The organism is Mesorhizobium sp. M1E.F.Ca.ET.045.02.1.1 (assembly GCF_003952485.1).
In the GTDB taxonomy this organism is placed as follows: domain Bacteria; phylum Pseudomonadota; class Alphaproteobacteria; order Rhizobiales; family Rhizobiaceae; genus Mesorhizobium.
Map to the genome: position 1 here is coordinate 3123237 of NZ_CP034447.1, position 15827 is coordinate 3139063.

Below are 15827 nucleotides of genomic sequence, written 5' to 3' on the forward strand. Positions count from 1 at the left end.
GGAATGCAAGGCCGTGGTACCAGATTTCAGCGGATGAGCATGTTTGTTGTCTTGCCCAACCGATCACGTCCGGTTGATCGACACGCCGCCATCGGCAAACAGCGCGGTGCCGGTGGTGAAGCTCGAGGCGTCGGAGGCAAGATAGAGCGCCGAACGGGCGATCTCTTCCGGCTGGGCCACACGCTTCAAGGCATGCAGGTTTTCGACGAATGTCCGCGATTCCGGCGTCTTGAACGTCGCCGCGGGTGTATCGGTGCCGCCCGGCAGCAGCGCGTTGACGCGAATGGCTTTCGGGCCGTATTCGGCGGCAAGCACCTGCGTCAATCCGATCAGGCCAGCCTTGCTCGCTGCATAGCCGGTCATGCCGGGCATGCCGACGGTGTGGCCGACAAAGGTGGAGGTGAAGATCAGCGAACCGCCACCCCGTTCGATCATCGCCGGCACCTGGTATTTCGCGCCAAGAAACGCGCTGGTGAGATTGGTGTCGAGCGTCTCGCGCCATCCCTCCAGCGAAAGGTCGGAAATCGACCCCATCTGACCGACCGCTCCGACGTTGTTGAAGGCGATGTCGAGGCCGCCGAACCTCTCTGCGGCGAGTTCGACCAGGGCCTTCGCGTAGGCTTCGTCCCGGACGTCGCCGGCAAGTGCGATCGCTGTGCCGCCAGCCTCCTCGATTTCGCCAACGAGCGCGTCGAGCTCGGCCTTGCGGCGCGCCGCGACGACCAGGCTGGCGCCCTGCTCGGCGAACAGCCTGGCTGTGGCGCGGCCGATGCCGGAGCTGGCGCCGGTGACGATGGCAACTTTGTTTGTCAGGGTGAACATGTCTCTGCATCCTTCCTTTTGTGCCGAGCTTGCCGGCGGTTGGATGCTTGGTCGCAAATGGCACAGGCCGGAGCCACCCGAAACCGGCAAAGGCCGCTATTGCCCTACTGCCGCAACAGCCAACCCAGCCGGTCCAGTGAGAAGGCGTAGCTGAGGGCGATCAGCAGAGCCATGATGATGCCGGCGGCCGTGTGGCCGGTTAGATAGAATCCCGCGGCGCCGCCGAACAGCATGACAAGTTCCAACATCAGCCGCACCGCGCCCGGCACAGGAACCGGCGCGCGGCCGGACCGGCTTGGGTCGTCAGGAACCGCGAAGGTTCCCCACAGCGCTGCTGCAATAAGCGGCAAGGCCAAGGCGAGGAGCCAGCGCCACCACCCTTCGGACAGGCTCCAGCCGGCCATGCCGAGCCCAAGCAGCGCCGCTAGTTCCAGCAGAAAGCGCAAGGTCAGATTCCACCAGGCGTTACCCATCATCATCCTCAAACGTCGTGCAACAGGAGTGTCGCTGAAGACAGCCATGGAAGCCAGATCGAACCTCTCGCTTTGACCACGGCGCAAAACGGCAAGCGCCGTCGCAAACAGCGCAAGGATGGCAGCGCGGTTTCGATAGTGATACTCCTCGCACGCCGAGGCGGGGATGCCCGGCCGCAAATCCGCGAAAGATATTGGCGCGAGGCCTGCAACGTGAAGAAATATTCGGTATTCGCCATTGCCCGCGAGGCCATGCGCGGCCACAAGGGTTGGGAAGAGCAATGGACCTCGCCCGAGCCGAAGAAGGAATACGATGTCATCATCGTCGGCGCCGGCGGCCACGGCCTGGCGACTGCCTACTATCTGGCGAGCGAGCACGGCATCACCAACGTCGCGGTGCTGGAAAAAGGCTGGCTCGGCGGCGGCAACACCGGCCGCAACACCACCATCATCCGCTCCAACTACCTCTATGACGAGAGCGCCGGCATCTACGACCATGCGCTGAAGCTGTGGGACGGATTGAGCCAAGAGCTCAACTACAACGTCATGTATTCGGCGCGCGGCGTCATGATGCTCGCCCACAACGTTCATGACGTCCAGGTGTTCAAGCGCCACATCCATGCCAACCGGCTCAACGGCATCGACAATGAATGGCTGACGCCGGAGCAGGCGAAGGAATTCTGTCCGCCGCTCAACATCGCCAAAGAGGCGCGCTATCCGGTGATGGGCGCCGCACTGCAGCGGCGCGGCGGCACGGCGCGCCACGATGCGGTCGCCTGGGGCTATGCGCGCGGCGCCTCGGCGCGCGGCGTGCACATCATCCAGAACTGCGAGGTCACCGGCATCAAGCGTGCGGCCAATGGCGCGGTCACCGGCGTCGAGACGACGCGCGGCTTCATAGGCGCCAAGAAGGTCGGCGTCGTCGCAGCCGGTCATTCATCGGTGATCATGGACATGGCCGGCGTGCGCATGCCGTTGGAGAGCTATCCGCTGCAGGCGCTGGTCTCGGAGCCGGTCAAGCCGGTGGTGCCCTGCGTGGTGATGTCGAACACGGTGCACGCCTATATCTCGCAGTCGGACAAGGGCGAGCTGGTGATCGGCGCCGGCACCGACCAGTATATCTCCTATTCGCAGACCGGCGGCCTGCGCATCCTGCAGCACACGCTCGACGCCATTTGCGAGATGTTCCCGATCTTCACGCGCATGAAGATGCTGCGCTCCTGGGGCGGCATCGTCGACGTGACGCCCGATCGGTCGCCGATCCTGGCGAAGACGCCGGTCAAGGGACTCTATGTCAATTGCGGCTGGGGCACGGGCGGCTTCAAGGCGACACCTGGTTCGGGCAATGTCTTTGCCCACACCATCGCCAGGGACGACCCGCACCCGATCAACGCCCCCTTCACGCTCGAGCGGTTCCGCACCGGCCGTCTCATCGACGAGGCGGCAGCGGCGGCGGTGGCGCACTGATGCCGACATTTCTGCTGAGGCTTTGCGATCAACCGGCCGGCGCTCGCGTCGGCCATGGCGAATTGTAGGATCGACCGAAAATGCTTCTCATCCGCTGCCCCTATTGCGAGGAAGAGCGCCCGGAACTCGAGTTCCGCAATGCCGGCGAGGCGCATGTCGTGCGCTCGACCAACATTGCCGGCGAGAGCGACGACGATTTCGAGAAATTTTTCTTCATCCGCTCGAACCCGAAAGGCGTCATCTATGAGCGCTGGCGGCATATCCATGGCTGCGCGCGCTTCTTCAACGCCGTGCGCGACACCGTCACCGACAAGTTCGTCATGACCTACAAGGCCGGCGAGCCGAAGCCCGCGAAGCTGCCTGGAGCCTCGAAATGAACGCCGCGTTCCGCATTCCCGGCGCCGGGCACCTCAGCCAGGCGAAGACCGCGTCTTTCAGCTTCGACGGCAAGTCCTATGTCGGCATCGAGGGCGACACGCTCGCCTCGGCGCTGCTCGCCAACGGCGTGCATCTGGTCGGCCGTTCGTTCAAGTACCATCGTCCGCGCGGCTTCCTTTCCGCCGGCGCGGAAGAGCCCAATGCGCTGGTGCAGATCGTGCGCGACGACACACGCAAGACGCCGAATGTGCGGGCGACCGTGCAGGAGCTCTATGACGGGCTCACCGCCAATTCGCAGAACCGCTGGCCCTCGCTTGCCTTCGACGTCAGCGCGGTCAACGACCTTGCCTCGCCGATGTTCTCGGCCGGCTTCTACTACAAGACCTTCATGTGGCCGAAGTCGGCCTGGAAGAGCCTTTACGAGCCGCAGATCCGCTCGGCCGCGGGCCTTGGCGTTTCTCCGGACCGCCCGGACCCTGACCACTACGCGGCGCGCTACGCGCATTGCGACGTTCTGGTGCTGGGCGGCGGCGCCGCCGGCATTGCGGCCGCGCTTGCCGCTGCCGAAACCGGCGCGCGGGTGATCTTCGCCGACGAGCAGGCCGAATTCGGCGGCAGCCTGCGCTTCGAGAGCGGCGCCAAAATCGACGGCGAGAATGGCTATGCCTGGGCGCAAGCCGCGATCGCGAAGCTCAAGGCCATGGACAATGTCCGCGTGCTTTCGCGCACGACTGCTTTTGGGTATTACGCGCAGAACTTCGTCGGCCTTGTCGAGCGGGTCAGCGACCATCTCAAGAGCCCCGGCCGGGAGCTGGCGCGCGAGCGCCTGTGGCAGGTCCGCGCCAGCCGAGTCGTGCTGGCGACCGGCGCCATCGAGCGCCACATGGTGTTCGCCAACAACGACCGTCCGGGCATCATGCTGGCGTCGGCCGCGCGCATCTATCTCAATCACTATGGTGTCGCGGTCGGCAGGAATGTCGGCGTCTATACCGCGAACGACTCGGCCTACGCGGCTGCGATCGACTTGAAGAAGGCGGGTGTCAATATCGCCGCTATCGTCGACCTGCGCGACAATCCCACCGGACCGATGATCGACGAGGCGAGGGGCCTCGGCATCGAGATCAATTTCGGCCGCGCCGTTATCCGCGCCGGCGGCAAGCTGCGCGTCTCATCGATGACCGTGCAGCCGAAGAATGGCGGCGGCGAGCGCACCATCCCTGTCGATGCGATCCTGATGTCGGCCGGCTGGACGCCGTCGGTGCATCTCTTCTCGCAGTCGCGCGGCAAGGTCGCCTTCAACGAGGAGACGCGGCGTTTCGTGCCGGGAACCTACGCGCAGGACTGCGTGTCGGTCGGCGCCTGCAACGGCACCGACGGGCTGGATGCGGCCATCGACGAGGCCTATGCGGCGGGCGTCAAGGCGGCGAAGGAGGCCGGCGGCAAGGATTCCAGCGTCAAGACGGGCAAGGGCGCCAAGCCGAAGGTCGATGCCAGCGAAAGCTGGTCGCGCGGCATGCTGGGCGCTGCCCCCGGCGCCGGACCGGGCACCACCGTCAAGGCTTTCATCGATTTCCAGAACGACGTCACCGCCAAGGACATCCGCCAGGCGGTGCATGAAGGCATGCATTCGATCGAGCACGTCAAGCGCTTCACCACCAACGGCATGGCGACCGACCAGGGCAAGACCTCGAACATGCACGGCCTGGCGATCGCCGCCGAGACACTGGGCAAGCCGATCCCGCAAGTCGGTCTCACCACCTTCCGCCCGCCCTACACGCCGGTGACCTTCGGCTCGATCGTCGGACACGCGCGTGGAGCGCTCTTCGATCCCACCCGCAGGACGGCGACCCATGGCTGGGCGGCGGCCCAAGGCGCTGTGTTCGAGGATGTCGGCCAGTGGAAGCGCGCCTGGTATTTCCCCAAGGCCGGCGAGGACATGCATGCCGCCGTCAACCGCGAATGCGTGACGGTGCGCAAGACGGCCGGCCTGTTCGACGCCTCGACGCTCGGCAAGATCGAGGTGGTCGGGCCGGACGCGGCGAAGTTCATGGAGCTGCTCTACACCAACCCGTGGGAGAAGCTGGAGCCCGGCCGCTGCCGCTACGGCATCATGTTGCGCGAGGACGGCTTCATCTATGACGACGGCGTCGTCGGCAGGCTGGCGCCTGACCGCTTCCATGTGACGACGACCACCGGCGGCGCGCCGCGCGTCATGCACCACATGGAGGATTACCTCCAGACCGAGTTCCCGCATCTGAACGTCTGGCTGACCTCGATCACCGAGCAGTGGGCGGTCATCGCGGTGCAGGGTCCGAAGTCGCGTGAGATCATCGCGCCGCTGGTCGAGGGCATCGACATGTCCGACGAAGCGATGCCGCATATGTCGGTGCGCGAGGGCAAGATCTGCGGCGTGCCGACGAGGCTGTTCCGCATGTCCTTCACCGGCGAGCGCGGCTTCGAGGTCAACGTGCCGGCCGACTATGGCGAGGCGGTCTGGGAAGCGCTGTGGGCCGAAGGCCGGAAGCATGGCGCGACCGCCTACGGCACCGAAACGATGCACGTGCTGCGCGCCGAGAAGGGCTACATCATCGTCGGCCAGGACACGGACGGCACGGTGACGCCGAACGATGCCGGGCTCGACTGGGCGGTCGGCAAGAAGAAGACTGACTTCGTCGGCATCCGCGGCATGATGCGGTCCGACCTGGTCGCCAAGGGCCGCAAGCAGTTGGTCGGCCTGAAGACCAAGGATCCGAAGGTGGTGCTGGAGGAAGGCGCGCAAATCGTCGCGGATCCGAAACAGGCGATCCCGATGAAGATGATCGGTCACGTCACCTCCAGCTACTGGTCGGAGAATTGCGGGCACTCGATCGCGCTGGCGCTGGTCGCCGGCGGCCGCGACCGCATGGGTCAGACGCTCTACGTGCCGATGCCGAACGGCACGATCGAGGTGGAGGTCACCGGCACGGTGTTCGTCGACGAGAAGGGAGGACGCCTCAATGGCTAAGGCTGCCGTCAAGACAAAAGCCGCTGCTTCACCTTCCGTCGAGCGGCGTCCAGCGCTTGCTGGCCGCGTGACGTCGGCGCCAGGTGTCAAGGTCGAGATCCTGCCGCCGGCCGAACGCATCTCTCTGCGCGCGCCGGAGGCTTCGCTCGCCGCCCTTTCCAAGGCGCTCGGCGTGACCTTGCCGACCAAGCCGAAGACTTCGGCGGCAAAAAGCGGGCGCACTGCCTTGTGGCTTGGGCCTGACGAGTGGCTGATCATCGATGAGGCCGGAAACGATCCGCTGGCCGACTGCGCCAAGGCGCCGGCGCTGCATTCGGCGGTCGGCATCTCGCATCGCAATGTCGCCATCTCGGTCGCCGGGCCGGCGGCCGCGGTGACGGTCAATTCCGGCTGCCCGCAGGACCTGTCGCTCGAGGCGTTCCCGGTGGGTGCGGCGTCGCGCACCATTCTCGGCAAGTCCGAGATCGTGCTGTCGCGCATGGCGGCCGATGCCTTCCGGGTGGAATGCTGGCGTTCCTTCTCGGACTATGTCTTTACTTTGCTGTCGGAAGCGGCAAGCGACGCGGCGAACTGATTTTCCTGACCGCCGTTAACCAGAGGCGGCGTCGCAGGAACCATCGCCGATCCGTCCCCGTTGTTTGCGACTAGCGAGGGAGAAGGCCGATGCTATCCAAATCAGCGCCGAAGTCGCCCAAGAAGACCGCGGCGGTCCGTTCACTGGAGCGGGAGCAGCATCACGACATCGAGGATGAGGAACTTGAGGAAGGCCTCGAGGACACATTCCCGGCCAGCGATCCGGTTTCGATCACCAGCACTTCGATTACGGGTGCGCCTGCGAAGCCGGCCAAAGCCAAGACAGTGTCGCGACAGAAACAGCGCAAGAGATAAAACGTTCGCTTCGAGAGCGCCGGTATAAACGAAAACGGGCGGCCAAGTGCCGCCCGTTTTCGTTTCCGCTTGCGGTGTTCAGAGGCCGGGCACGAACCACGGATCCACGTCGATACCGAGTCGCGGGCCCTTGGTTGCCTGGGTGTTGCTGGCGTCCGGCTTTTCAACCGAGCCGGTCGCCGTGCAGTCGAGCGTCACATTGGCCTTAGTCTGAGCGCAGGCCGCCGGGCCGTGCTTGGCCGGCTGGTCCGCGCCGGCAAAAGCGGCGCCCGAGAAAGCCAGCACAGTCGCAAGCGCGAGAATCGTCTTTTTCATCTTCCGTCTCCGGTAATCTTTTCGTACATGTACGATACGCCGTACATATACGGTTAACGGAAGCTGAATTCAAGGGGGAGTTTGTACGTGTACGACAACTTTTCTTGAACGTAGGAATTCGCCCCCGTGAATCAAGCGATCGACGTGAGCTAGACCGCGATGCCGGTCAGCAGTTGACGGGCGTTTCGGTGAGCGGAGGAATGTCCTGCGCCGACAAGGAGGCCAGCATGAAGTCGCACATGCGCTTCACATAGGCCTGGGGGTCGCCAAAGGGGTAGAAGGGGAAGGTGATCAGCAGCGAGATGGTGCCGTGGCCGACGGTCCACAGCATGGTCGCGATGGCGCGCGGGTCGCCCTTGAGCTTGCCGGCGGCCACGCAGGCCTCGACCCTGCTTATCAGCACCTGCATCGCCGGGTTGCCCTCTTCCATGTCCTCGTAGCTGCGGCCTTCCGGCAGCCGGGTCTTCTCGGTCATAAAAACGGTTCGGTATTCATTGGGATTGCCGAGCCCGAAGGCGGCATACTCTGTCATCACCGCCCGCAGCGCCTCGATCGGATCGTCGGAGGGATGCTCCTCGATGCGCCGTGCGAGCGTCTCGAATGCGTCCTCAGCCAACGCGAACAGGATGTCCTGCTTATCGGCGAAATAGGAATAGACCGACATCGGCGCGTATCCGACACGCTTGGCCAGCTTGCGGATGGTAAGCCCTTCATAGCCCTCTTCCTGGACGAGCTTGTGGGCCGCGTCGACCAGTTCGGAGCGAAGTTCGGCTTTTTGTTTTTCGCGGCGTTTCTGAACGCTCAGCGCCAATGTCCGTCTGCCTTTTGTGATTGGTTGCCTTACGAAATTATATACGCTGTACGGCAACGGGCAAGGGAGTGGACGGTTCCCCAACGTCCGCTTTCTATCTACCGCAGTTCCGGACGGAAAACCGCAAAACACTTTTCCTGGAATTGCGCTTTGTCAGACGCAATTCCGGACGGAAAACCGTAAAACACTTTTCCTGGAATTGCTCAGATGGCCCCGATGCCGCCATCGAGTGCGAGAGCGTGGCCGGTCATGAAGGAGTTGGCGGGATCGGCGAGATAAAGGATGCCGGTTACGATCTCGTCGACTTCGCCGACCCGTTTCATCGGCACGCCGCGTGTGAGTTCGGCGATGGCTTCGGCTTCCGGCGCGCCGGTGGAGCGCACGAAGCCGTCGACCATCGCCGTCCTGGTGTGAGCCGGGCAGACCGCGTTGATGCGGATCCCCTTGCTGGCATATTCGACCGCTGCGGAGCGCGTCAGCCCGACGACGCCATGCTTGGCGGCGGCATAGACGGACAGCTTCGGCGCGCCGGAGAGACCGGCGACCGAGGCGACGTTGACGATGGCGCCGCCCTTGCCGCTCTCCCTGAACTGGCGCTCCATTTGCGGGATCTGATGCTTCATGGCGTAGAAGACGCCGAGCAGATCGACCTCCAGCACCCGGCGCGCTTCCTCCGAGGTCACCTGCGGCAGGCGCACGAAGGCGTGCACGATCCCGGCATTGTTGACGGCAATGTCCAGCCGGCCGAACTTTTCGACGGCCAGCTTCACAAGATCCTCCGAGAGCCTCTCGTCGGCAATGTTGCCGGCAAGGAACGCGGTTTCGGCGCCGAGCGTCGCCGCGAAATCGCCGAGCGCCGTTTCGTCGAGGTCGGAAAGGACAAGCCGCGCGCCTTCAGCGGCGAAGGCTTTGGCGGCGCCGCTGCCGAGGCCGCCGGTCGCACCGGTTATCAGCACGGTCGCTCCATCGAAACGGCCCATCGCTCAGCTCTCCGCGTTTTCAAGTCTTCTTGTCGATCAGGTCCACCGCCAGCGCGGCGAGCAGCTTCACCGCTTCGCCGTAGGTCTTTGCCTTTTCCGGGTTGGAGGCGTTGCCGTCCAGCGCGCGGCGGTAGACACCCTGGCAGATCGCCGCCAGCCGGAAGAAGGAGAAGGCAAGGAAGAAGGTCCATTTGCCGATGCCCTCGATGTCGCGCCGGCGGCAATAGGCGGCGACATAGGCTTCCTCGGAGGGCAGGCCGAGCGTGGCGCGGTCGACGCCGCCAAGGCCACGAAAGCCGGACGCGTGCGGCAGCCGCCATTGCATGCATTGATAGGCGAGGTCGGCAAAGGGATGGCCGAGCGTCGACAGTTCCCAGTCGAGCACGGCGATGACCTTCGGCTCATCCTTGGCGAAGATCATGTTGTCCAGCCGGTAGTCGCCATGCACCAGCGAGACCCGGCCGTCATCGGCCGGCATGTGCGTCTCGAGCCAGGCGATCAGCCGGTCCATGTCGGCAATTGTTTCGGTTTCCGAGGCGCGGTACTGGCTGGTCCAGCGGGCGAACTGGCGTTCGAAATAGCTGCCGGGCTTGCCGAAATCGCCAAGTCCTACGGCCTCGACATCGACGTCGTGCAGGGCGGCGAGCGTCGCATTCATGGCGTCGTAGATCGCGGCGCGCTCGTCATTGCCGGGTGCCTCCGGCAAGGACGGATCCCAGAAGATGCGCCCGTCGAGGAACTCCATGACATAGAACATGCGGCCGATCGGCGATTCTTCCCTGGAGAGATGCAGCATGCGCGGCACCGGCACGGCAGTGCCGGCAAGCGCTCGCATCACCCGGAACTCGCGGTCGACCTGGTGCGCCGATTTCAAAAGCTGACCCGGCGGCTTGGCGCGCAGCACGTACCGGCCGCTTGCGGCTGTCAGGAGATAGGTCGGGTTCGACTGTCCGGACTTGAATTTCTCGATCGCGGAAAGTCCGGCAAAACCGGGGACATGCGCTTCAAGGTAAGGCGCAAGCGCCGCCCTGTCGAGCGCGAGCGCCGACTTGTCGAGCGCGAGCGCCAACTTGTCGAGCGCAAGCGCCGATTTATCCAGCGCGTTGGCGTCGCCGCTCATGCGGTCTCTGGCTGGCGTTCGATCAGCGTCAGCGTCAGCCAGCGCGCGGTGAGCGCCGGCTTCTTCGACCCCTCGATCTCGATGGTCACGTCATGCGCCGTCTGCACCCAGCCCGAGGGCCTGACCTTGACATCGGCCAGCACGAAGCGGGTGCGGATGCGCGAGCCGGTCTTCACTGGCGTCAGGAAGCGCAGCGTGTCGAAGCCGTGGTTGACGCCCATTTTGGTGTTCTCGATCGGCGGCATGGTCTCGAAGGTCATCGCCGACAGAAGCGACAGCGAAAGGAAACCGTGTGCGATGGTGCCGCCGAACGGCGTCTCGCGCGCGGCGCGCTCCGGATCGCAATGAATGAACTGATGATCGTCGGTGGCGTCGGCGAACTGGTCGATCATGCGCTGCGTCACCGTGCGCCAGGGCGACACGCCGACTTCCTTGCCGACGCTGGCCAGAAGCGTATCGAGACTGATCGGTTCCACGCTGATGTCCTCCGCACCCCGCCCGGATCGCGATTGCCTGAACCGGGCGCCTTCATTCCTTGAACAACGTCATCCCGTGCTGCACCGACTGGCCGCCGTCGATCGGCAGGATGGCGCCGGTGACATAGCTGCCGGCACGGCTGCACAAATAGAGCGTTGCGCCGGCAATGTCATCCGCCACACCGATGCGGCCGAGCGGAACATGGTTACCGACATGTTTCGCCTGTTCCTCGGTGGCGGTGGCAAAAGCCGTCATGCGGCTCTGGAAGGGGCCGGGCGCAAAGGCATTGACGGTGATGCGGCGGGCGGCGAACTCGAGCGCCAGCGTGCGTGTCAGGTGATGCACCGCGGCCTTTGAGGCGGTGTAGGAATAGGCGTCGTCGGCAAGCGGCTGAGTGCCCATCACCGAGCCCAGATTGATCACGCGGGCCGGGTCCTCGTCGCTTGCGGCGGCGTCGAGCAGCGGCAAAAGCTCCCGCGTCAGGTGGAAGACGGCGGTGACGTTGACGCCGAACACCTTGGCCCAGGCGTGATAGGGAAACTCCTCCAGCGGCGCGCCCCAGGAAATGCCGGCATTGTTGACCAGGATGTGCAGACGGTCCGTGCGCACTTTCACCTCGGCGACCAACGCGGCGATGCCCGCTTCGCTGGAAACGTCGCCGGCAAAACCCTCGGCCCGGCCGGAGCCGCCAAGCGCATTCAATTCGTTGGCGACCTTCACACAGTCCTCGCCCTTGCGCGAGGCGATCATCACGGTGGCGCCGGCCCGCACCAGTCCGGTCGCGACCATGCGGCCGATGCCCGTCGCGGCACCGGTCACCAGCGCTGTCTTGCCGGCGACCGAGAACAGCTTGTCGAGATAGCTCATCGCATTCCTCCCACGTGCGTCTCGGCCGGAACCGAAGGACTCGCGTTGACAAGGCTAGCCGAAGTACGGTCATCCTTGCCACGGGTAAAGAAGCGAAAGGGCCGGAACCGATGGCGGACATGAATCTCGGCATGAGCGAGCGGCTGAAGCCGATCCATCAGCGCGTCGCCGCGATGGTGCGCGACGAGATTGCGCCGCTCAGCGAGGCGTTTCTCGCCGAAGTCGGCAGGAACGGCGACCGCTGGACCTACACGGCCAGACAGACCGAGATCCTTGAAGGCTTGAAGAAGACGGCGCGGGAGCGGGGCCTATGGAATTTCTGGCTCACCGATTCCAAGCGCGGCTACGGCCTGTCGACTGTCGAATACGCCTATCTGGCGGAGGAGATGGGCAAGGCGCATCTCGGCGCCGAGACCTTCAACTGCTCGGCCCCCGACACCGGCAACATGGAGGTGCTGGAACGCTACGGCTCGGAAGAGCATAAGCGACAATGGCTGGAGCCGCTGCTCGACGGCAGGATCCGCTCCGCCTACCTGATGACCGAGCCGGATGTCGCCTCATCGGACGCCACCAACATTTCGATGCGCTGCGAGCGGCGCGGCGACGACTATGTGCTCAACGGCGAGAAATGGTGGGCGTCCGGCGCCGGCGATCCGCGCTGCGCCATCTACATCGTGATGGTCAGGACGGGTTCGGACGAAGAGCCGCAGCATCGCCGGCATTCGATGATCCTGGTGCCAGCGGGCAGCAAAGGCGTGACCAAGCTCCGGGCCATGCAGGTCTATGGCGAGGACGACGCGCCGCACGGCCATATGCATCTGAGGTTCGAGGATGTGCGGGTGCCGGCGGCGAACCTGATCCTCGGCGAGGGCAGCGGGTTCGAGATCGCGCAGGGGCGGTTGGGGCCAGGCCGCATCCATCACTGCATGCGCGCCATCGGCCAGGCCGAGATGGCGTTGGAGATGCTCTGTCAACGCTCGGTGCGGCGCGAGGCCTTTGGCCAGTCGCTGGCCAAGCTCGGCGCCAATTTCGACATCATTGCCGAATGCCGCATGGAGATCGAGATGGCCAGGCTGCTCTGCCTCAAGGCGGCCTGGATGATCGACCAGGGCGACGCGCGCGCCGCGGCGCCCTGGATCAGCCAGATCAAGGTGGTAGCACCCCGCGTCGCGCTAAAAGTCACCGACGAGGCGGTGCAGATGTTCGGCGCGCAGGGCATCAGCCAGGATACGCCGCTCGCTCGCTCGTGGACGCATCTTCGGACCCTGCGCCTGGCCGACGGACCGGACGCCGTCCACAGGCGGCAGGTGGCTCGCACGGAACTCAAGAAATATACGCAGGAAAAGGTCTGACTATCATGGCGCTTCCGTCGGAAATGAAGGCCTTGCTGCTCGTCGGCGACGGCTACACCAGGACACCTTCAGCCGGCGCGCTGGAGGCGACGGAGCCTTATCTGCGGCCCGGCAATATCGCCGTGCCCGCGCCTGGCCCGACGCAGGCGCTGATCAAGGTTAACCTCGCCTCGATAAACCCCTCCGATATCGCCTTCATCAAAGGGCAATACGGCCAACCGCGGGTAAAGGGCCGACCGGCGGGTTTCGAAGGCGTCGGAATCGTCGTCGCTACTGGCAGTGACCCCTATGCAAAAAGCCTGGAGGGAAAGCGCGTCGCCTTCGCCACCGGCGTGTCGAACTGGGGTTCGTGGGCAGACTATGCGGTTGCCGAGGCGGCATCCTGCATTCCGCTGCTCGACACGGTGCGCGACGAGGATGCTGCGGCGATGATCGTCAATCCGCTGACCGCGCTTGCCATGTTCGACATCGTCAAGCAGGAGGGTGACAAGGCCTTCATCATGACCGCCGGCGCCAGCCAGCTCTGCAAGCTGATCATCGGGCTCGCGAAGGAGGAGGGTTTTCGGCCGATCGTCACCGTGCGCCGCGACGAGCAGATTCCTTTGCTCAAGGAACTTGGTGCCGCCCATGTGCTCAATGAGAAGGCGGCGGATTTCGAGACGGCGCTGCGCGAGGTGGTGAAGGCCGAGCAGCCGCGCATCTTCCTCGACGCGGTGACCGGACCATTGGCCTCGGCCATCTTCAACGCCATGCCGAAGCGTTCGCGCTGGATCGTCTATGGAAGGCTCGATGCCGAGCCGACGATCATCCGCGAGCCCGGCCAGTTGATCTTCCAGCACAAGCATATCGAAGGCTTCTGGCTGGCCGAATGGATGCGGCAGTTCCGCGACCGGCTAGGCCCGGCCGTGCTGGAGGCGCAGAAGCGCTTTTCCGACGGACGCTGGTCGACGGATGTGACAGCGGTGGTGCCGTTGGACGAAGCCATGGCGCGCCTGCCGGCGGAATTGGCCAAGCCGAACGGCAAGGTGTTCATCAAGCCGTAGCAACCAGTCAGATTGGCGACGCCTCAGCGCAGGCTTTCCAGGTCGCGGATGCGCTTGGCGCCGGCAGTTTCGAGCTGCCTGGTGATCGCGCCGATCAACGTTTCGGCGACTACGAAGAGCGCGGCGGACGAATCCCATGCCGAAGGCACGGCGGTGCGCCCGGCGATCACATGGCGGGCGAAGCGGGCGATCGGCGAGAGCCATTGGTCGGTGAAGAGCACGATCTGCACGCCGCGCTGGTGTGCCTTTTCGGCAAAGCGGATCAGGCTCTCCTGGTAGCGCCTGATGTCAAAGATCACCAGCACGTCGCGCTTGCCCATGTCGATCAGCCGGTCGCGCCAGATGCTCTCCTGGCCGGCGAGGTGGTAGACGTCGGGCTGGATGATGGTGAGGTGCGCGGCCATGTAGCGCGCCAGCGGGTCGGTGAAGCGGCCGCCGATCAGGAAGGTCTTGCCGCGCCGCTCGGCGAGTGTCTTGGCGATGTCGGCCAGTTGCCTGTCGGACAGATGCCGGAACGTCTCACGCAGGTTGTCGAGCGTCGCCTCCAGCATCGGCGAAACGGCGCCGCCGGCGGGCGATGCCGGGTCGAGCGTGCGCGATGCCGGGGACTGCAACTGCGCCGCCAGTTCATCCTGCAGCGCCGACTGGAACTCGGGATAGTTCTGGAAACCCAATCTCGCGACGAAACGCAGGATAGTCGGCGAGGAGACGCCGGCCGCGGCCGAGAACTCGGCGACCGTCTTCAGTCCGGTCAGCGGATAGTTGGCAATCAGCGTCTGCGCGGCTCGGCGCTCGCCCGCGGGCATGGTGCCGATGCGGTCCGAGATCAGTTCGGCAATGCTGGAGATCATCGTTTTCCCCACCCCTTTGGCCCGGCTGACGCCGTTTTCGGAATTCCGCGTTTGACAAAGCCGGACAAAGTGTATGAAATCATTCACAGAGGCGCAATGAGGCAAAATACGTAACATACGATACAGCGCTCTCCAGGGGACGGCAGTATGGAGAAAGCACGGCTCACCAGCCTTGCACCGTCGGAGACCGTAAGGGTGACCAACCCCGGCGGCTCGAGCCCCTTCGTCTTCACCTGCGACCACGCCTCGAACTACCTGCCCGCCGAATTCGGAACGCTCGGCCTGCCTGTCGAGGACCTTTCGCGCCACATCGCGTGGGATCCGGGCGCGCTTCCCGTCGCCAGGCGCATGGCCGACCAGCTCGACGCCACGCTGATCGAGACCCGCGTCTCGCGCCTTGTCATCGACTGCAACCGGCCGCTCGACGCGCCGGACCTTGTGCCACCGCTCAGCGAAACGACAGCCATCCCAGGCAACACCGGTCTTTCCGACAAACAGCGCACGGCGCGCGTCGACCTGGCGTGGCGTCCGTTCCACGACGCGATCGCTGAGATTATCGACCGGCGGCTGGCACACGGCCAGGAAACGCGGCTGGTGTCGGTCCACTCCTTCACGCCGATCTACAAGGGCAGGAGCCGGCCCTGGCATATCGGCATCATCCATGACGATGACCGCCGACTGGCGGCGCCGCTGATATCGGCGCTGCGGCGGCTTGCCGGCGTCACCGTCGGCGTCAACGAACCCTATTCGCCGGCCGACCGCGTCTATTTCACGCTGGAACGGCATGCGCGCCCGCGCGGTCTTGCCTGCGCGATGATCGAAATCCGCAACGACGAAATCTCCGGCGAAACCGGGCAGCGGAAATGGGCGGATCTGCTCACAGGCATATTTTCGAATCTGGAGCCCGAGGAGGCCAGGGGCTCCCGACAACGCGCAATGGGAAAGTCAGTACAGTCGGCCAGCTAAGAACCAACAGGGG

General features: G+C 64.7%; 17 protein-coding genes. 8 read left to right on the forward strand and 9 right to left on the reverse strand.

The genetic code is table 11. The features are described 5' to 3' along the window. Positions 1-63 precede the first annotated feature (63 nt). Together EJ070_RS15130 and EJ070_RS15135 are read right to left on the reverse strand one after the other, a co-directional pair. Complete coding sequence (locus EJ070_RS15130) at positions 64-822, reverse strand: SDR family oxidoreductase (protein ID WP_126092084.1); 759 nt, start codon at positions 820-822, stop codon at positions 64-66. 104 nt (positions 823-926) lie between these two features. Continuing rightward, positions 927-1343, reverse strand: a complete 417-nt coding sequence (locus EJ070_RS15135) for a YrdB family protein (protein WP_245464888.1) — start codon at positions 1341-1343, stop codon at positions 927-929. A gap of 165 nt (positions 1344-1508) precedes the next feature. Between EJ070_RS15135 and EJ070_RS15140 the strand changes: the two genes are divergently transcribed. The 5 genes from EJ070_RS15140 to EJ070_RS15160 all read left to right on the forward strand — a co-directional run bounded on the left by EJ070_RS15140 (position 1509) and on the right by EJ070_RS15160 (position 7032). Then, positions 1509-2762: a sarcosine oxidase subunit beta gene (locus EJ070_RS15140; RefSeq protein WP_126092085.1), complete on the forward strand. Its 1254-nt coding sequence runs from the start codon at positions 1509-1511 to the stop codon at positions 2760-2762. 80 nt (positions 2763-2842) lie between these two features. Then, a complete protein-coding gene (locus tag EJ070_RS15145) occupies positions 2843-3139 on the forward strand; it encodes a sarcosine oxidase subunit delta (protein WP_059184503.1) in 297 nt (98 codons plus the stop codon). After that, positions 3136-6144: a sarcosine oxidase subunit alpha gene (locus EJ070_RS15150; protein WP_126092086.1), complete on the forward strand. Its 3009-nt coding sequence runs from the start codon at positions 3136-3138 to the stop codon at positions 6142-6144. Before EJ070_RS15145 ends, EJ070_RS15150 begins: the two co-directional genes overlap by 4 nt. Beyond that, positions 6137-6718: a sarcosine oxidase subunit gamma gene (locus tag EJ070_RS15155; protein ID WP_126092087.1), complete on the forward strand. Its 582-nt coding sequence runs from the start codon at positions 6137-6139 to the stop codon at positions 6716-6718. Before EJ070_RS15150 ends, EJ070_RS15155 begins: the two co-directional genes overlap by 8 nt. Before the next feature lie 89 nt (positions 6719-6807). Next, a complete protein-coding gene (locus tag EJ070_RS15160; RefSeq protein WP_126092088.1) occupies positions 6808-7032 on the forward strand; it encodes a hypothetical protein in 225 nt (74 codons plus the stop codon). 78 nt (positions 7033-7110) lie between these two features. On the opposite strand, the gene EJ070_RS15165 is transcribed toward EJ070_RS15160, so the two are convergent. The 6 genes from EJ070_RS15165 to EJ070_RS15190 all read right to left on the reverse strand — a co-directional run bounded on the left by EJ070_RS15165 (position 7111) and on the right by EJ070_RS15190 (position 11602). Then, positions 7111-7347 carry a DUF680 domain-containing protein gene (locus EJ070_RS15165; RefSeq protein WP_126092089.1) on the reverse strand — a complete coding sequence of 79 codons (237 nt, stop codon included), beginning with the start codon at positions 7345-7347 and terminating at the stop codon, positions 7111-7113. Positions 7348-7513: 166 nt separating this feature from the next. After that, on the reverse strand, positions 7514-8158 hold the full coding sequence (locus EJ070_RS15170) for a TetR/AcrR family transcriptional regulator (protein ID WP_126092090.1): 645 nt from the start codon (positions 8156-8158) through the stop codon (positions 7514-7516). 203 nt (positions 8159-8361) lie between these two features. After that, on the reverse strand, positions 8362-9138 hold the full coding sequence (locus EJ070_RS15175) for an SDR family oxidoreductase (protein WP_126092091.1): 777 nt from the start codon (positions 9136-9138) through the stop codon (positions 8362-8364). Between the two features lie 19 nt (positions 9139-9157). Continuing rightward, positions 9158-10258 (reverse strand): phosphotransferase family protein, encoded by a 1101-nt coding sequence (locus EJ070_RS15180; protein WP_245464889.1) that lies wholly within the window; start codon positions 10256-10258, stop codon positions 9158-9160. Further along, positions 10255-10740, reverse strand: coding sequence for a MaoC family dehydratase (locus tag EJ070_RS15185; protein WP_281059664.1), 486 nt, complete (start codon positions 10738-10740; stop codon positions 10255-10257). Before EJ070_RS15185 ends, EJ070_RS15180 begins: the two co-directional genes overlap by 4 nt. Before the next feature lie 46 nt (positions 10741-10786). Further along, positions 10787-11602 carry an SDR family oxidoreductase gene (locus EJ070_RS15190; RefSeq protein ID WP_126092093.1) on the reverse strand — a complete coding sequence of 272 codons (816 nt, stop codon included), beginning with the start codon at positions 11600-11602 and terminating at the stop codon, positions 10787-10789. 110 nt (positions 11603-11712) lie between these two features. Here EJ070_RS15190 and EJ070_RS15195 point away from each other — a divergent pair, with 110 nt between their 5' ends. Both EJ070_RS15195 and EJ070_RS15200 read left to right on the forward strand, forming a co-directional pair. Then, on the forward strand, positions 11713-12954 hold the full coding sequence (locus EJ070_RS15195; protein WP_126092094.1) for an acyl-CoA dehydrogenase family protein: 1242 nt from the start codon (positions 11713-11715) through the stop codon (positions 12952-12954). 5 nt (positions 12955-12959) lie between these two features. After that, positions 12960-13997, forward strand: a complete 1038-nt coding sequence (locus EJ070_RS15200) for a zinc-binding dehydrogenase (protein ID WP_126092095.1) — start codon at positions 12960-12962, stop codon at positions 13995-13997. 23 nt (positions 13998-14020) lie between these two features. Here the strand turns inward: EJ070_RS15200 and EJ070_RS15205 are convergent, their stop codons facing one another. Next, complete coding sequence (locus tag EJ070_RS15205; protein WP_126092096.1) at positions 14021-14848, reverse strand: MurR/RpiR family transcriptional regulator; 828 nt, start codon at positions 14846-14848, stop codon at positions 14021-14023. Between the two features lie 147 nt (positions 14849-14995). On the opposite strand from EJ070_RS15205, the gene EJ070_RS15210 reads away from it, so the two are divergent. Next, a complete protein-coding gene (locus EJ070_RS15210) occupies positions 14996-15814 on the forward strand; it encodes an N-formylglutamate amidohydrolase (protein ID WP_126092097.1) in 819 nt (272 codons plus the stop codon). The last annotated feature ends 13 nt before the right edge of the window (positions 15815-15827 follow it).